A 12,107-nucleotide genomic window follows, 5' to 3' on the forward strand; every position below is an offset into this window, starting at 1 on the left:
TGCCCCGCCCGACCGGCGGAGCCGGCTGGAACGGGCACCACGACTGCATGGTCACCAGGAACGGAAGGGCCTAGACGCCGGCCGGGTAGGTTTCCATCTCGCCCGGGCTGCTCAGCGCGGGCAGGGGGTGCAGGGTGGTCGTCTCGTCGCACCAGACGAAGGCGTCGTAGCGCTCCCCCAGGCGGGTCGGCACGTAGTTGCCCCACGACTCGAAGGACGGGTCGTAGACCACCCCGATCGCCCGATGGTCGGCGGTCCCGGTGACCCAGCCGGGCTGGTCGTCGCCGCCGAAGACCAGTACGGCCCGCTCGGGCATCAGCTCGTGCAGCCGGTGCTCGACCGAACCTGGGCGGGCCGGCGGCACCACCATCGCCTCGGCCGGCGACCCCCAGCGGGGCGCGGCGAGCACCGTGCCCCGGTAGCCGCCGAAGCCGACCAGGACCACCTCGTCGGCGCCGTGCCGCTCGCGGGCCAACTGGCCGACGTTGACCATCCCGTCGGCGGCCATGTCCGTGGCCCGGGCGTCGCCCACGTGCGTGTTGTGCGCCCAGACGACGCCCCGCGCGCCCGGTCCGTAGCGCTCCAGCAGCCGGTCCAGGGTGTCCGCCATGTGCGTGTCCCGGATGTTCCACGACTCCGGCCCGCCGCGCACCATCGCCCGGTAGTAGCGCTCCGCCCCGGCCACCACCTCCGCGTTCTGCCAGGCCGAGAAGCTGTCCGGGCCGTCCGCGGCGGCCTGTTCGCGGGTACGCGCCAGCAGCCGTACGACCTCCTCCTCGCAGCGGGCCGAGACGAACCGGCTCGCCATGCCGTACTCCTCGACCCGCTTGCCGTACGGCTCGAAGCAGCGGTACGCGTCCTGGGCCGCCTCCAGCGAGCCCGGGTCCTCCTCGCCGAGATAGTCGAAGATCGCCTGCATGGACTCCCAGAGGCTGTAGACGTCCAGCCCGTGGAAGCCGGCCCGGGCGCCCTCGGGCCGCTCCACGTTCCACGCCCGCAGCCAGGAGCAGAAGCGCGACACCTCGGCGTTCGCCCACATCCACGTCGGCCAGCGCTCGAAGCGCTCCAGCGCGACGCGCGGGTCGGCTGCCCCGCCCGGGGCGGCGGTCACCGAGCGGTGCACCCGGTCGCAGTCGGGCCAGTCCCCCTCCACCGCCACGAAGGAGAACCCGCACTCGGCGATCAGCCGGCGGGTGAGCTGTTCGCGCAGCCGGTAGTAGTCGTAGTTGCCGTGCGTCGCCTCGCCGATCATCACGATCCGGGCGTCCCGGACGCGCTCCAGCAACGGGTCGAAGTCGCTCGGCGCGCCGAGCCGCTGAACCAGCATGGGGGCGGCTACCCGGCGCGCCGCCGGGCAAACCGCCGATCGTCGATCGGCGGGCGTGTGCCGGCGGGCTGAGCGGGTAGCCCGCCGGCATGACCGTCACCGGCGTGCAGTTGCAGGAGTACCTGGCCGGGCTCGACTACCCGGTCTCCCGCGAGGACCTGGTCCGCTGGGGCCAGGAGAACGGGGCCAGCACGGAGATGCTCCAGACGCTGCGGGCCCTGCCGGCGGAGGAGTTCGGCTCCCCCGCCGAGCTGAGCGAGGCCCTGAACACCCTGGCCTGATCCCTCAGCGGGCGTGCAGCAGCCGGAACAGCACCAGCCACTGCTCGGGCCAGACGTGCCCGACCGGGGTGGCCGGGTCGAGCCGGGTCGCCCGCAGCGCCGCCGCCAACCGCGCCCGCGGGTGGTGCCGGGCGAGCGAGGCCGCGAGCGAGCCGCCGACCCCGTCGAAGCCGATCTCCACCATCCGGCGGTACGCGGGCAGCGCCGACGCGGCCAGCAGCGGCTCCGGGCGCCGCTCGATCCGCAGGATGCCGGCGTCGACCCTCGGCACCGGCCGGAACGCGGTGCGGGGCACCCGCCCGGCCAGCCGCCAGCCGAACTCCGGCCAGGTCGACACGGTCAGCCTGGTCCACCGGCCGTAGTCGCCGCCGCGTCGCCGGGCGTACTCCAACTGGGTGAGCAGGGTGGCCGCGCGCAGGCCGGGCGCGGCCAGGCACCAGCGCACCACGGCCGAGGTCAGCGACCAGGGGATGTTGCCGACCACGTCGAACTCCTCCGGCGGCGGCGCGGCGGTCAGGAAGTCGGCCTGCCGGTGCGTCACGTTCGGCAGGGCGGCGCAGACCCGGGCCAGCTCGGCGCCGGCCGCCGGGTCCACCTCGTACGCCGTCAGGTGCCGGCAGCGGGCGGCGAGCGGCCGGGTGAGCTGGCCCCGGCCGGCGCCCACCTCCAGCAGGAGCCGGTCGGGTCCGGGCCGGGCGGCGTGCACCACGCGGGCGATCGCGGCCGGGTCGGCGAGGAAGTTCTGGGACAGTACGCGACGGGACCGGTCGCGTTCGGTTGCTCGGGTACGGCGGGGCGCCACGGTTCGTCGTCCTGTCTGTCGCCGTGCGGCGACGGAGCGGACAGGCAGCCGCGAGCGCGGGCCTGTCCGAGGATTCGGGGACTCGGACGGCCCTGGGCGGGACGCGGAACGCGGGATCGGCGGCGCACCACAGGCGCCACGCCGGCGTGCACGACCGGGGCGGCGTCAGCCCCGGGTCGGCACCCGGACGAGTGGCGGGGGCGGCGTCGCGCCCGGGGTCACCCGGGCGGTGGCGCCGCGCGTGCGGTGCGAGGTCAGTCGCGGGTCGCGCCGGCCAGGGCCGGACGCCGGACTCGCGGGCGGGCCACCAGCAGCGACCCGAATGCGGCCGGCGTACCGACCGCCTCGATCAGAGCGTGCGCGGACATGCGGCGACCCTAACCGCGCCCGTCCGCCGGAGGCGACCGCTTTTCCGCCTCGGCGGTGCGGCCCTCAGGCCGGCAGGTCGACGGTGCGGCCCTCGGCGCGGGCGGTCTCGGCGGCGGCCAGCACGGCGACGACCTCGCGGCCGAAGCGCACGTCGCAGCGGTGGTCCCGGGTGCCGGAGCCGATCTCCTCCAGCAGTTGGTCGATGGCCACCCCGAAGGCGGTCGCCGCGTCGCCCTGGCCCGCCGGAGCGGTCTCGACGCCGTTCTCGCCGTAGAAGACGAACTCCCGGGCCACCGCCTCCTGCGGGCCGTCCAGGGTCAGCGACACCGTGCTGGTGGCGACCCCCTCGTGGGTGAGGAGCAGGTGGACGAGCCCGTTCGGCCCGTCCATCGCGGCGACGCGGGTGACCCGGCCGAGCACCGGCAGGACGAACGACAGCGCGTGCGGGCCGATGTCCCACAGCGCGCCGTGCTCCCGGCGCCAGGACGAGGCGCCGTAGGGGCTGCCGGGCTGGAAGATGGACGCGAACCAGAGCGCCCTGGCGGTGTGCCACCCGCCGACGGCGGCCGTCGAGGCGAGGAAGGCGGCTACGTCGGGCCGGTAGCGACCGGTGAAGAAGACCACCGAGGCGACGCCCGCCGCCTGCGCGGCGTCCACCACGCGGTCGGCGTCGGTCACGCTCAACGCGAGCGGCTTGTCCAGCAGCAGGTGCCGGCCGGCGGTCGCCGCGCGGACCGCGATGTCGGCCTGGACGTCCGGTGGGAGGGCGACGGCGACCGCGTCGCACGCGTCGACGAGCGCGTCGACGTCGTCGAACGCCGGCACCCCGTAGCGCTCGGCCAGGGCGGCGGCCTTGCCCGGGTCCCGGCCCCACACGCCGGCGAACGTGACCCCCGGGTGCGCGTCCAGCGCCGCGCCGTGCGTCTCGGCCGCCCAGTGACCGGTGCCGAACAACCCGAACCGCACCACGAGAACCTCCACGTCGTCGTCACACCACGGTACCCGCGGCCGGCAGTCGCGCCGGTCCCGTGCCGGAAGTCGGGGCGCGCCCGCCGCCCCGTCCCGGGGTCGGGGCGGCGGGCCCCGCCGGTCGTACGCCGGCGGGGCGGGCCGCCCGCTCAGGCCCCCAGGGCGACCGTCAGCCGCTTCGCGGCGGCCTGCGCCGCGTCGGTGCGTACGACGCCGGCGAACTCGCGGGCCCGGGCGGCCACCTCCGGCCGCAGCGCGGCGGCGAGAGCCTCGGTCAGCGACTCGACGGTCGGCACCGAGCCGGGGTGTGCGGTGCCGATGCCGAGCGCGGACACCCGGCGCGCGAAGTAGTGCTGGTCGTACACCTGCGGGATGACGACCTGCGGCGTCCCGGCCCGTGCGGCCGTGGTCGTGGTGCCCGAGCCGCCGTGGTGGACCACCACGGCCACCTCCCTGAACAGCGCCTGCTGGTTCACCTCGCCGACCACCAGGCAGTCGGGTGCCCGGTCGCTCAGCGAGAGCGGCGCCCACCCCCGGGAGACGATGAGCCGGCAGCCGACCGCGCGCACGGCCTGCACGGCCGTCTCCAGCAGGCCCGGGGGTGCGGCGACGCTGCCGAATCCGACGTAGACGCACGGCCCACCGGCGTCCAGGAAGGTCGTCAACTCGGCCGGCAGGGCCCGCTCGTCCGGCAGGAGCCAGGCGCCCGGCTGGTAGACGGCCGGGTCGGCGGCGTCCGGCCAGGGTGCCAGGGTCGGGTCGGTGGCCAGCCACGGCTGGTCGGTGTGGATGTGGTCGCTGACGTCGTCGACGGTGCCCAGCCCCACCGCCGACCGCAGCGCGTTGAGGGGCGCGGCGAAGGTGTCGTTGACGTGCCGCAGGTTGGCGGCCCACAGGTCGCGGTTGTCCGCCGACGCGGGCGCCGGCGCCTCCCCGAGCACCGGCAGCGGTAGCGGGGGGTGGTGCGGTGAGGGAAGGGCCGCCGGGCAGAGCGCCGCGAAGACGTACGGGATGCCGCGCTTCTCCGCCACGGTGCGGGCGGCGATCTGGAGGCCGGTCGACGCGACGAGGACGTCACAGTCCCGGGCGGCGGCCGACAGCACCTCGAACTGGATGCCGATGGAGGACTCGGCCAGCTTGCGTACCTGTGCGGGCGAGGGTTTGGGCACGACGGCCCGCGGCCTGGGCGCCGCCGACCTGCGCCAGGGCGGGCCGACGGGCACGAAGGGAATCCTGAAGGTGGCCACCCAGCGGGCGAAGTCCGGCGGGGCGCAGAGGCGGACCTGAAGGCCGAGGGCCTTCAGGCGCGAAGCGAGCGCCACCAGTGGTTGGACGTCGCCACGCGACCCGAGAGTCGACAGCAGTACGCGCATGCTACTCGCCTTTCCGTCTTTTACGGCGGATCCGGGCGCGGCGGGACAGGCCCGACACCCTTGTCGGGCCTGGCCGCACCATCGATCTGCTATCCCCGCGTCGTGGCGCGCCCCGGCGCCAGTGCCGGGGGGCGCGCCTTGACGGCGGTCTGAGCGGGTACCCGGCGCGCGGCGCCGGCCGCGGGCTGGAGGGCTCGCAGGGTCAGTACGTGGCCGAGCCCCTCGACCGCGCGCAGTTCGGCCGTGCACGCCGCGGCCTGCGCCTGGCGCAGGTAGTCGAGCGTCTGCGGGTCGGCCGCGCACATCCCCGGCGTCGAGTCGGCGGTGGCGACCAGGTGGACCTCGCCGGCCAGCACCAGCGAGGCGGAGATGAACTGGCAGAGTTCCGGCCACAGCAGGTACCGCCAGAAGTCCACGCTGATCACCGCGTCCAGGCTGCCCGGCGGCATGGGCGGGGCGACGCCGAGCAGGTGGAAGTTCGTCCGCCCGATGGGCGCGGCGTAGTCGAAGGTCAGCGCCGAGGCTGGCAACCCCGACTCGGCGCGGCCGGTGCCGATCCAGAGCGTGCGGTGCCCCCGCAACTGGCCGGCGAGGCGCGCGGCGGCGGGCCCGATGGCGCAGGCGGACCGCTCGACGCACTCGTCGATGAGCGCCCGGTAGTGCAGGATCCGTCGGATCGCCTCGTACCCCATGACGGCGGTGAGGAACTCCCACTCCAGGCAGGGATAGAGCCGGGCGGCCTGCTGGAAGTTGGCCTTCATCTCCATCCAGTTGCGGGTGATGTTCTTGTGGTGCGGCAGGTGGACGACCCGGGCATCGTCGTCGTAGCCGAAGTTGACGCCGTCGGGCAGGCTGCGGTCGACGCGGTAGAACAGCTCGACGTCCTCCACGCCGTAGCTCAGGCCGAACGCCTCCCGGTAGCCACCGACCTGCGCGAAGTGCGCGCTGGACAGCGAGATGTTGTGCGTGTAGGCGATGACCCAGCCGGCCCGGAGCCACTCGCCGCCGTCGTCCGGGAGCCCCGTGGCGAACCGCAGGTCGCCGCCGTGCGGGAAGGCGCGCGCGATCGCGTGCGACTCCCCGGCCAGCACGGCGGGCAGGTCCGCGAGGCCGATCTCGTCCCGCCGGCCGATCAGCACCGCCGCGTTGCCGGGCGTGCTGTGCCAGGCCAGGTGCCGCTCCAGCAGGTCGGGCACCGCCCACGAGTCGGCGTCGAGGAAGACCAGCAGGGGCGCGGAGGCGCGGCGCGCCCCCTCGTTGCGGGCGACGGAGCGGCCCTTGCGCTGCGCGAGTTCCAGCACGCGCAGGCGGAGACCGGCGCCCTCGGCGAGAGCCTCGGCGTACCCGTCGGACGAGCCACCGTCCCGGACCACGATGACCTCGAAGCGTTCCGGCGGCAACGTCTGGCGGGTCAGTGCCCGGAGGGTCAGCGCGAGGCACTGCGGGTCCTGGTACGTCGGCATCACCACGCTCAGCACCGGGGGGATGGCGGGCAACGACATGGCGATCCTCTCCGTCAGACGAACTTGCCGTCGGAGGTCGGCGACGTCGTCAGAGGATAACGCTCCGCAACGGCGTCCTTACGCATAAATAGGGGTCGATAGGGGTGCACTGTCCCTTCACGACGGTCATCGCCTCGGCCGGACCCATACCCACGCCCACCCGAACCCACACCGGGCGGATGCCGGACATCCGGGGACCGGATCCGTCGGCCCCGGATCGCCCCCCGGCACCGACGACGCCGGTTCGCCGAGGCGGGGCGGCGGGTGACAGGGTGTACTACGCGGGTTAGTAGGCTGTGCCGGTGACCGAACCGCACTCCGGATGGCCCCGGTGACCAGCGCAGCGACGGCGGGTTCGCCGGTGGACGGGCTCCTCGCGACAGCCTCGATCGTGTTGTCGCTCCTCGTCGCCGCGTGGGCGCTGGTCGCCACGCTGCGGCACCGCGCGCCGGACCGGGTGCAGTTCGCCGGCCTGGCCGTGCTGGAGGCGGCGCTGCTCGCGCTCGCGGCGGTGGCGCTGGTCGCCCTCGGCGGCGGCGAACGGCCGGACGAGCCGGGGGCCTTCTTCGGGTACGTCGCCACGGTGGTCTGCCTGCCGCCGCTGGCCTGGGTGCTGGCCCGGATGGAGCCGACGCGCTGGGGCTCGGCGATCGTCTGCGCGGTCTGCCTCGTCACGCCGGTGGTCGTCGTACGACTCCAGCAGACGTGGGAGGTGCTCGGTGGCTGACGTGCGCGCCCCGGAACGGAAGCGGACCAACGCCGGCCCCGGACGGCTGCTGATCGCGGTCTACCTGCTCTTTGCGATCGCCGCGACGAGCCGCGCCGGCCTCCAGATCGCCACGAAGTTCGACGAGGCGCCCGTCGCGTACCTGCTCTCGGCCCTCGCCGCGGCCATCTACATCGTCGCGGCGGTGGGGCTGGCCCGCGCCGGCGCCGCCGGCCGGCGCGTCGCCCTGGCGTGCTGCGCCGTGGAGCTGGCCGGGGTGCTCGGCGTCGGCACGCTCAGCCTCGTCGACCCGGAACTCTTCCCCGACGAGACGGTCTGGTCGCGGTTCGGCAGCGGGTACGGCTACATCCCGCTGGTCCTGCCGGTGCTCGGCCTGCTCTGGCTCTGGCGCACCCGCCCCGCCGCGGCCTGATCCCCGGCGGGCGGTTGCCCGCCGGGGCGTACGCGGGGGTCAGTCCTTGGGGCCGCCGGCCACGTAGATGACCTGGCCGGAGACGAAGGAGGCACCCTCGCTGGCCAGGAACGAGATGGCGTGCGCGACGTCCTCGGGGCGGCCGACCCGGCGTACCGCGATCTCCGACTCGGCGTGCTTCTGGAGCGCCTCGAAGTCGACCTTCATCCGGGCGGCGGTGGCGGCGGTCATGTCGGTGACGATGAAGCCGGGCGCGACCGCGTTGACGGTCACCCCGAACGGGCCCAGCTCGATGGCGAGGGTCTTGGTGAAGCCCTGGAGGCCGGCCTTCGCGGCGGCGTAGTTCGCCTGGCCCCGGTTGCCCAGCGCCGAGGTGCTGGAGAGGTTGACGATCCGGCCCCACTTCGCCTCGACCATGTGCTTCTGGGCGGCCTGGCTGAACAGGAACGCGCCGCGCAGGTGCACGCCCATGACCGTGTCCCAGTCGGCGTCGGTCATCTTGAACAGCAGGTTGTCGCGGAGCACGCCGGCGTTGTTGACCAGCACCGTCGGGGCGCCCAGTTCGGCGGCGACCCGCTGCACGGCCGCCTCCACCTGGGCCCGGTCGGACACGTCCGCGCCGACGCCGAGCGCCCGGCCGCCGGCGGCGACGATGGCGTCCACGGTCTCCTTGGTCGCGGACTCCTCGATGTCGACCACGGCGACCGCGAGGCCGTCGGCCGCCAGCCGCCGGGCGGTGGCCGCCCCGATCCCCCGCGCCGCCCCCGTGACGATGGCGACCCGCTGCTCCTCCGACATGCCTACCTCCCGGTAACTTGCGCTCGATCGAAGGAGCTTAACCCAGGCGTACGCGGCGCCGGTCCGACGCGGGACGCCGGCTCCCGTGACCCCGTCGCGGCCGACGGGCTCACGAGCGTCGTCCGGCTACGCTCGCCGCCGTGGAGGCAGTGGAGATCGAAGCACCCGTCGTCGGCGTCACCGTCTATCCGGACCGGGCCCGGGTCACCCGCCGGGGCAGCACCAGGTTGGGCGCTGGCGAGCACCGGGTACGCGTCGCGCCGCTGCCGCTGGGCGTGCGGCGGGACTCGCTGCGCGTCGGCGGCCGGGGCGCGGCCACCGTACTCGGCGTGGACGTCACGACCTGGCGGCAGGCACGCAGCGCCGACGGGCAGGTCCGCGAGCTGGAGCAGCGCAGCCGGGAGCTGGCCGACGAACTGGCCGAGGTCGACGACGCGTACGAGATCGAGACGCAGCGGGGGCAGTTCCTCACCCGGCTGGCCGACCGGGCCGGCGCCACGTACGCCCGCGCGCTGGCCGCCGGCGACGCCGCCCCGACCGACGTGGCCGCCTTCGCCGACTCGGTGGCGGGCCAGCTCGCCGACTCCCAGCGCCGCCGGCGCGGGCTGGACCGGCGGCGTTCCGACCTGGCCGAGGAGCGGGCGGTCGTCGAGCGGGAGTTGGAGGCCGCGAGCGGCAAGCGGGCACCGGACCGGCTGGCCGCCGAGGTGACGGTGTCGGTGGACGCCGACGACGACGAGCTGGACCTGGAGCTGAGCTACCTGGTCGACGGGGCCCGCTGGCAGCCCTCCTACGACCTGCGGCTGGTCGACGACACCATGACCGTCACCTGGTTCGGGCTGGTCAGCCAGGACACCGGCGAGGACTGGCCGGAGTGCGCGCTCGAACTCTCGACGGCCCGGCCAGCGGCGGCGACCCGCGTACCCGAACTGACGCCCTGGTACCTCGACCGGCTCCGGCCGGTGCCGCCGCCGATGCCGAGGGCGGCCAGCTTCGGCGCGATGTCGGCACCCGCCGCACCCGCCGGTCCGCCCGCCGGGGCCGTGGCACGGTCCGGCGCGCCGCGCCCCGAGATGCGCGAGAGCGTGGCCACCGTCGAGCAGGGGGTCACGGCGGCCACCTACCGGCCGGCCCGCCCGGTCGCGGTGCCGGCGGACGGCAGCGCCCACCGGGCCACCATCGCCGTGCTGGAGCTGCCGGCCCGGTTGGACCACGTGACCGCGCCGGTCCGCGCGACCGAGGCGCACCTGCGGGCGACCGTACGCAACACCTCGTCACACACGCTGCTGCCCGGCCCGGCGGCGGTCTTCCACGGTGCCGACTTCGTCGCGACCACCCGGCTGCCGACGTGGGCGCCCGGCGAGGAGACCGAACTGGCCCTCGGGGTGGACGACCGGGTCCGCGTGCAGCGCGAGCTCAGCCGGCGCTCCGACACCCGCGCCACCCTCGGCTCGACCCGGCGGCGGGACGTGGAGTACCGGATCAGCGTCGCCAACCACACGCCCCGTCCGGCGACCGTGGAGGTGCGCGACCAGCTTCCGGTGTCGCGCGACGAGGCGGTGGTCGTGCGGGAGCCCACCCTCGTCCCGCCCCCGGCCGAGCGCACCGAGCTGGGCGAGCTGACCTGGCGGCTTCGGCTCGGGCCGGGAGAGAGCGGCGAGATCACCCTGGGCTTCCGGGTCGAGCTCGCCAAGGGGGTGGAACTCGCCGGCTGGCGGGAGTGACCGGTCAGAGGCCGCGGCCCCGGCAGAGGCGGATCCACCGGTAGCCGTGGCCGGCCACCTTGAGCCGGTCCAGCTTGCCGACGTCGCCGTAGTTGCGGTCGGCGAGGACGTCGATGGGCAGGTCCGCCTCCGGCTCCAGCGTGCTGAGGTCCACCTCGGCGTCGTCGGTGCCGAGGTTGTGCACGAAGACCATGGTGCCGGTGCGCCCGTCGGCGCGGTGCGCCAGCACGCCCGGGGGCATCGCCACGTCGATGTGGGTGGTCGAGCCCGAACCGATCTCGGGGGCCTCGCGCAGCGTACGGATCATCCGCTCGAACCAGGCGAGCAGCGACTTCGGGTCGCTGCGCTGGGCGGTCACGTTCACCTTCTCGTACGAGAACTCGCCCTTGTCGATGACCGGGCGGACCAGCTTCTCCGGGTCGGCGGTGGAGAAGCCGGCGTTCGGCTGGTACGACCACTGCATCGGGGTGCGGATCGCCTCCCGGCCGGGCAGCGACAGGTCCTCCCCCATGCCGATCTCCTCGCCGTAGCGCAGCACCGGCGTGCCGCGCAGCGAGAACTGCAACGCGTACGCCAGCTCGATGCGGCGGCGGTCGTTGCCGAGCATCGGGGCGAGCCGGCGGCGGATGCCCCGGTCGTAGATGCGCATGTCCTCGTCGGGGCCGAACTCCGCGTACACCTGGTTGCGCTGCTCGGCGGTGAGCCGGGAGAGGTCGATCTCGTCGTGGTTGCGCAGGAAGGTCGCCCACTGCCCGCCCTCGGGCAGCTTCGGAGTGTCCCGCAGCGCCTCGATGATCGGCTCCGGGTCCTGCCGGGCCAGGGCCAGCATCAGCCGCCCGTTGAGCATGAAGTCGAAGAGCATGTGCAGCCGGTTGCCCGAGCCGCCGCTGTCGGCGAAGAAGGTCGGCAGCTGGTCGGGCTCGACGTTGGCCTCGGCGAGCAGGACGGCGTCGCCCCGGCGCCACTGCACGTGCTGGCGCAGCTCGGTGAGGAACTCGTAGTCCTTCGGCGAGTCCGGGTTGCCCGGCTCGGTCAGCTCGATGATGAACGGCACGGCGTCCATCCGGAAGCCGGAGACGCCGAGCTGGAGCCAGAACGACATGATCTTCTTGACCTCGGCACGGACCGCCGGGTTGGTCATGTTCAGGTCCGGCTGGAACTTGTAGAACCGGTGGTAGTACCAGGCCTTGGCGGTGCGGTCGTAGGTCCAGGTCTCATGCTGCTCGCCGGGGAAGACCATGCCCTGGTGCCGGTCGGCCGGCTCGTGGTCGGCCCAGACGTACCAGTCGCGGTACGGCGAGTCGGGCGACGAGCGGGCGGACTGGAACCACGGGTGCTCGTTCGAGGTGTGGTTCACGACCAGGTCGATGATGACCCGGATGCCGCGGTTCTGCGCCTGGTGCAGCAGCTCCGCGAAGTCGCCGAGGGTGCCGAAGCGCGGGTCGACGTTGTAGAAGTCGGTCGCGTCGTAGCCGTCGTCGCGGTTGGGAGACGGGTGGATGGGGTGCAGCCAGAGGCAGGTCACGCCCAGCCGGGCGAGATAGTCCAGCCGGCCGATGAGCCCCCGGATGTCGCCGACCCCGTCGCCGTCGGAGTCCGCGTACGTGTCGATGTCGAGGCAGTAGACGACCGCCTCCGAGTACCACCTGTCAGCCATGCCGAGCTTATGTCTCCGTTCCCGCGCACCCCCAAACACCGGGGCCGGGCACGGCCGGGGTGTTCCGTCAGCCGCGGGGCGCCGGGACGAGCACGAGTCCGCACAGGACCGCTGCGGCCGCCACCGCCGTCTTCCCGCTGTCCCCTGGTCACGCCACGCCCTCCGC

The 12,107-nt window shown here is 74.4% G+C and carries 10 protein-coding genes and 1 pseudogene; 4 read left to right on the forward strand and 7 right to left on the reverse strand.

The features are described 5' to 3' along the window. Positions 1-70: 70 nt before the first annotated feature. Positions 71-1,327 carry an erythromycin esterase family protein gene (locus CLT72_RS16265; RefSeq protein WP_101412573.1) on the reverse strand — a complete coding sequence of 419 codons (1,257 nt, stop codon included), beginning with the start codon at positions 1,325-1,327 and terminating at the stop codon, positions 71-73. Between the two features lie 89 nt (positions 1,328-1,416). Between CLT72_RS16265 and CLT72_RS16270 the strand changes: the two genes are divergently transcribed. After that, positions 1,417-1,608: a DUF2795 domain-containing protein gene (locus CLT72_RS16270; protein WP_088998630.1), complete on the forward strand. Its 192-nt coding sequence runs from the start codon at positions 1,417-1,419 to the stop codon at positions 1,606-1,608. A gap of 4 nt (positions 1,609-1,612) precedes the next feature. On the opposite strand, the gene erm is transcribed toward CLT72_RS16270, so the two are convergent. The 4 genes from erm to CLT72_RS16290 form a co-directional block, all read right to left on the reverse strand. Then, positions 1,613-2,410, reverse strand: coding sequence for an ErmE/ErmH/ErmO/ErmR family 23S rRNA (adenine(2058)-N(6))-methyltransferase (gene erm, locus CLT72_RS16275; RefSeq protein ID WP_101412574.1), 798 nt, complete (start codon positions 2,408-2,410; stop codon positions 1,613-1,615). Positions 2,411-2,842: 432 nt separating this feature from the next. Then, on the reverse strand, positions 2,843-3,748 hold the full coding sequence (locus CLT72_RS16280; RefSeq protein ID WP_199184770.1) for a Gfo/Idh/MocA family protein: 906 nt from the start codon (positions 3,746-3,748) through the stop codon (positions 2,843-2,845). A 149-nt stretch (positions 3,749-3,897) separates the two neighbouring features. After that, complete coding sequence (locus tag CLT72_RS16285) at positions 3,898-5,121, reverse strand: glycosyltransferase (protein WP_101412575.1); 1,224 nt, start codon at positions 5,119-5,121, stop codon at positions 3,898-3,900. Positions 5,122-5,210: 89 nt separating this feature from the next. Next, positions 5,211-6,623, reverse strand: coding sequence for a glycosyltransferase family 2 protein (locus CLT72_RS16290; protein WP_101412576.1), 1,413 nt, complete (start codon positions 6,621-6,623; stop codon positions 5,211-5,213). A 322-nt stretch (positions 6,624-6,945) separates the two neighbouring features. On the opposite strand from CLT72_RS16290, the gene CLT72_RS16295 reads away from it, so the two are divergent. Then, on the forward strand, positions 6,946-7,350 hold the full coding sequence (locus CLT72_RS16295) for a hypothetical protein (RefSeq protein WP_101412577.1): 405 nt from the start codon (positions 6,946-6,948) through the stop codon (positions 7,348-7,350). Continuing rightward, positions 7,343-7,829 (forward strand): annotated as a pseudogene (locus CLT72_RS16300) (hypothetical protein). Before CLT72_RS16295 ends, CLT72_RS16300 begins: the two are co-directional and overlap by 8 nt. Here the strand turns inward: CLT72_RS16300 and fabG are convergent. Further along, complete coding sequence (gene fabG / locus CLT72_RS16305; protein ID WP_101412579.1) at positions 7,802-8,560, reverse strand: 3-oxoacyl-ACP reductase FabG; 759 nt, start codon at positions 8,558-8,560, stop codon at positions 7,802-7,804. The pseudogene CLT72_RS16300 and the gene fabG overlap by 28 nt on opposite strands. Before the next feature lie 140 nt (positions 8,561-8,700). Here fabG and CLT72_RS16310 point away from each other — a divergent pair, with 140 nt between their 5' ends. Next, positions 8,701-10,284, forward strand: a complete 1,584-nt coding sequence (locus CLT72_RS16310; protein WP_101412580.1) for a DUF4139 domain-containing protein — start codon at positions 8,701-8,703, stop codon at positions 10,282-10,284. Positions 10,285-10,288: 4 nt separating this feature from the next. Here CLT72_RS16310 and CLT72_RS16315 read toward each other — a convergent pair whose 3' ends face one another. Further along, positions 10,289-11,941 carry an alpha-amylase family protein gene (locus tag CLT72_RS16315; protein WP_101412581.1) on the reverse strand — a complete coding sequence of 551 codons (1,653 nt, stop codon included), beginning with the start codon at positions 11,939-11,941 and terminating at the stop codon, positions 10,289-10,291. Positions 11,942-12,107 lie beyond the last annotated feature (166 nt).

The organism is Micromonospora sp. CNZ309, assembly GCF_002846525.1.

What these genes read in the sequence shown, in the direction of transcription:
- CLT72_RS16315 (WP_101412581.1), bottom strand. Translation starts at nt 11,941, where the DNA reads ATGGCTGACAGGTGGTACTCGGAGGCGGTCGTCTACTGCCTCGACATC.
- CLT72_RS16285 (WP_101412575.1), bottom strand. Translation starts at nt 5,121, where the DNA reads ATGCGCGTACTGCTGTCGACTCTCGGGTCGCGTGGCGACGTCCAACCA.
- CLT72_RS16295 (WP_101412577.1), top strand. Translation starts at nt 6,946, where the DNA reads ATGGCCCCGGTGACCAGCGCAGCGACGGCGGGTTCGCCGGTGGACGGG.
- CLT72_RS16290 (WP_101412576.1), bottom strand. Translation starts at nt 6,623, where the DNA reads ATGTCGTTGCCCGCCATCCCCCCGGTGCTGAGCGTGGTGATGCCGACG.
- CLT72_RS16270 (WP_088998630.1), top strand. Translation starts at nt 1,417, where the DNA reads ATGACCGTCACCGGCGTGCAGTTGCAGGAGTACCTGGCCGGGCTCGAC.
- CLT72_RS16265 (WP_101412573.1), bottom strand. Translation starts at nt 1,327, where the DNA reads ATGCTGGTTCAGCGGCTCGGCGCGCCGAGCGACTTCGACCCGTTGCTG.
- fabG (WP_101412579.1), bottom strand. Translation starts at nt 8,560, where the DNA reads ATGTCGGAGGAGCAGCGGGTCGCCATCGTCACGGGGGCGGCGCGGGGG.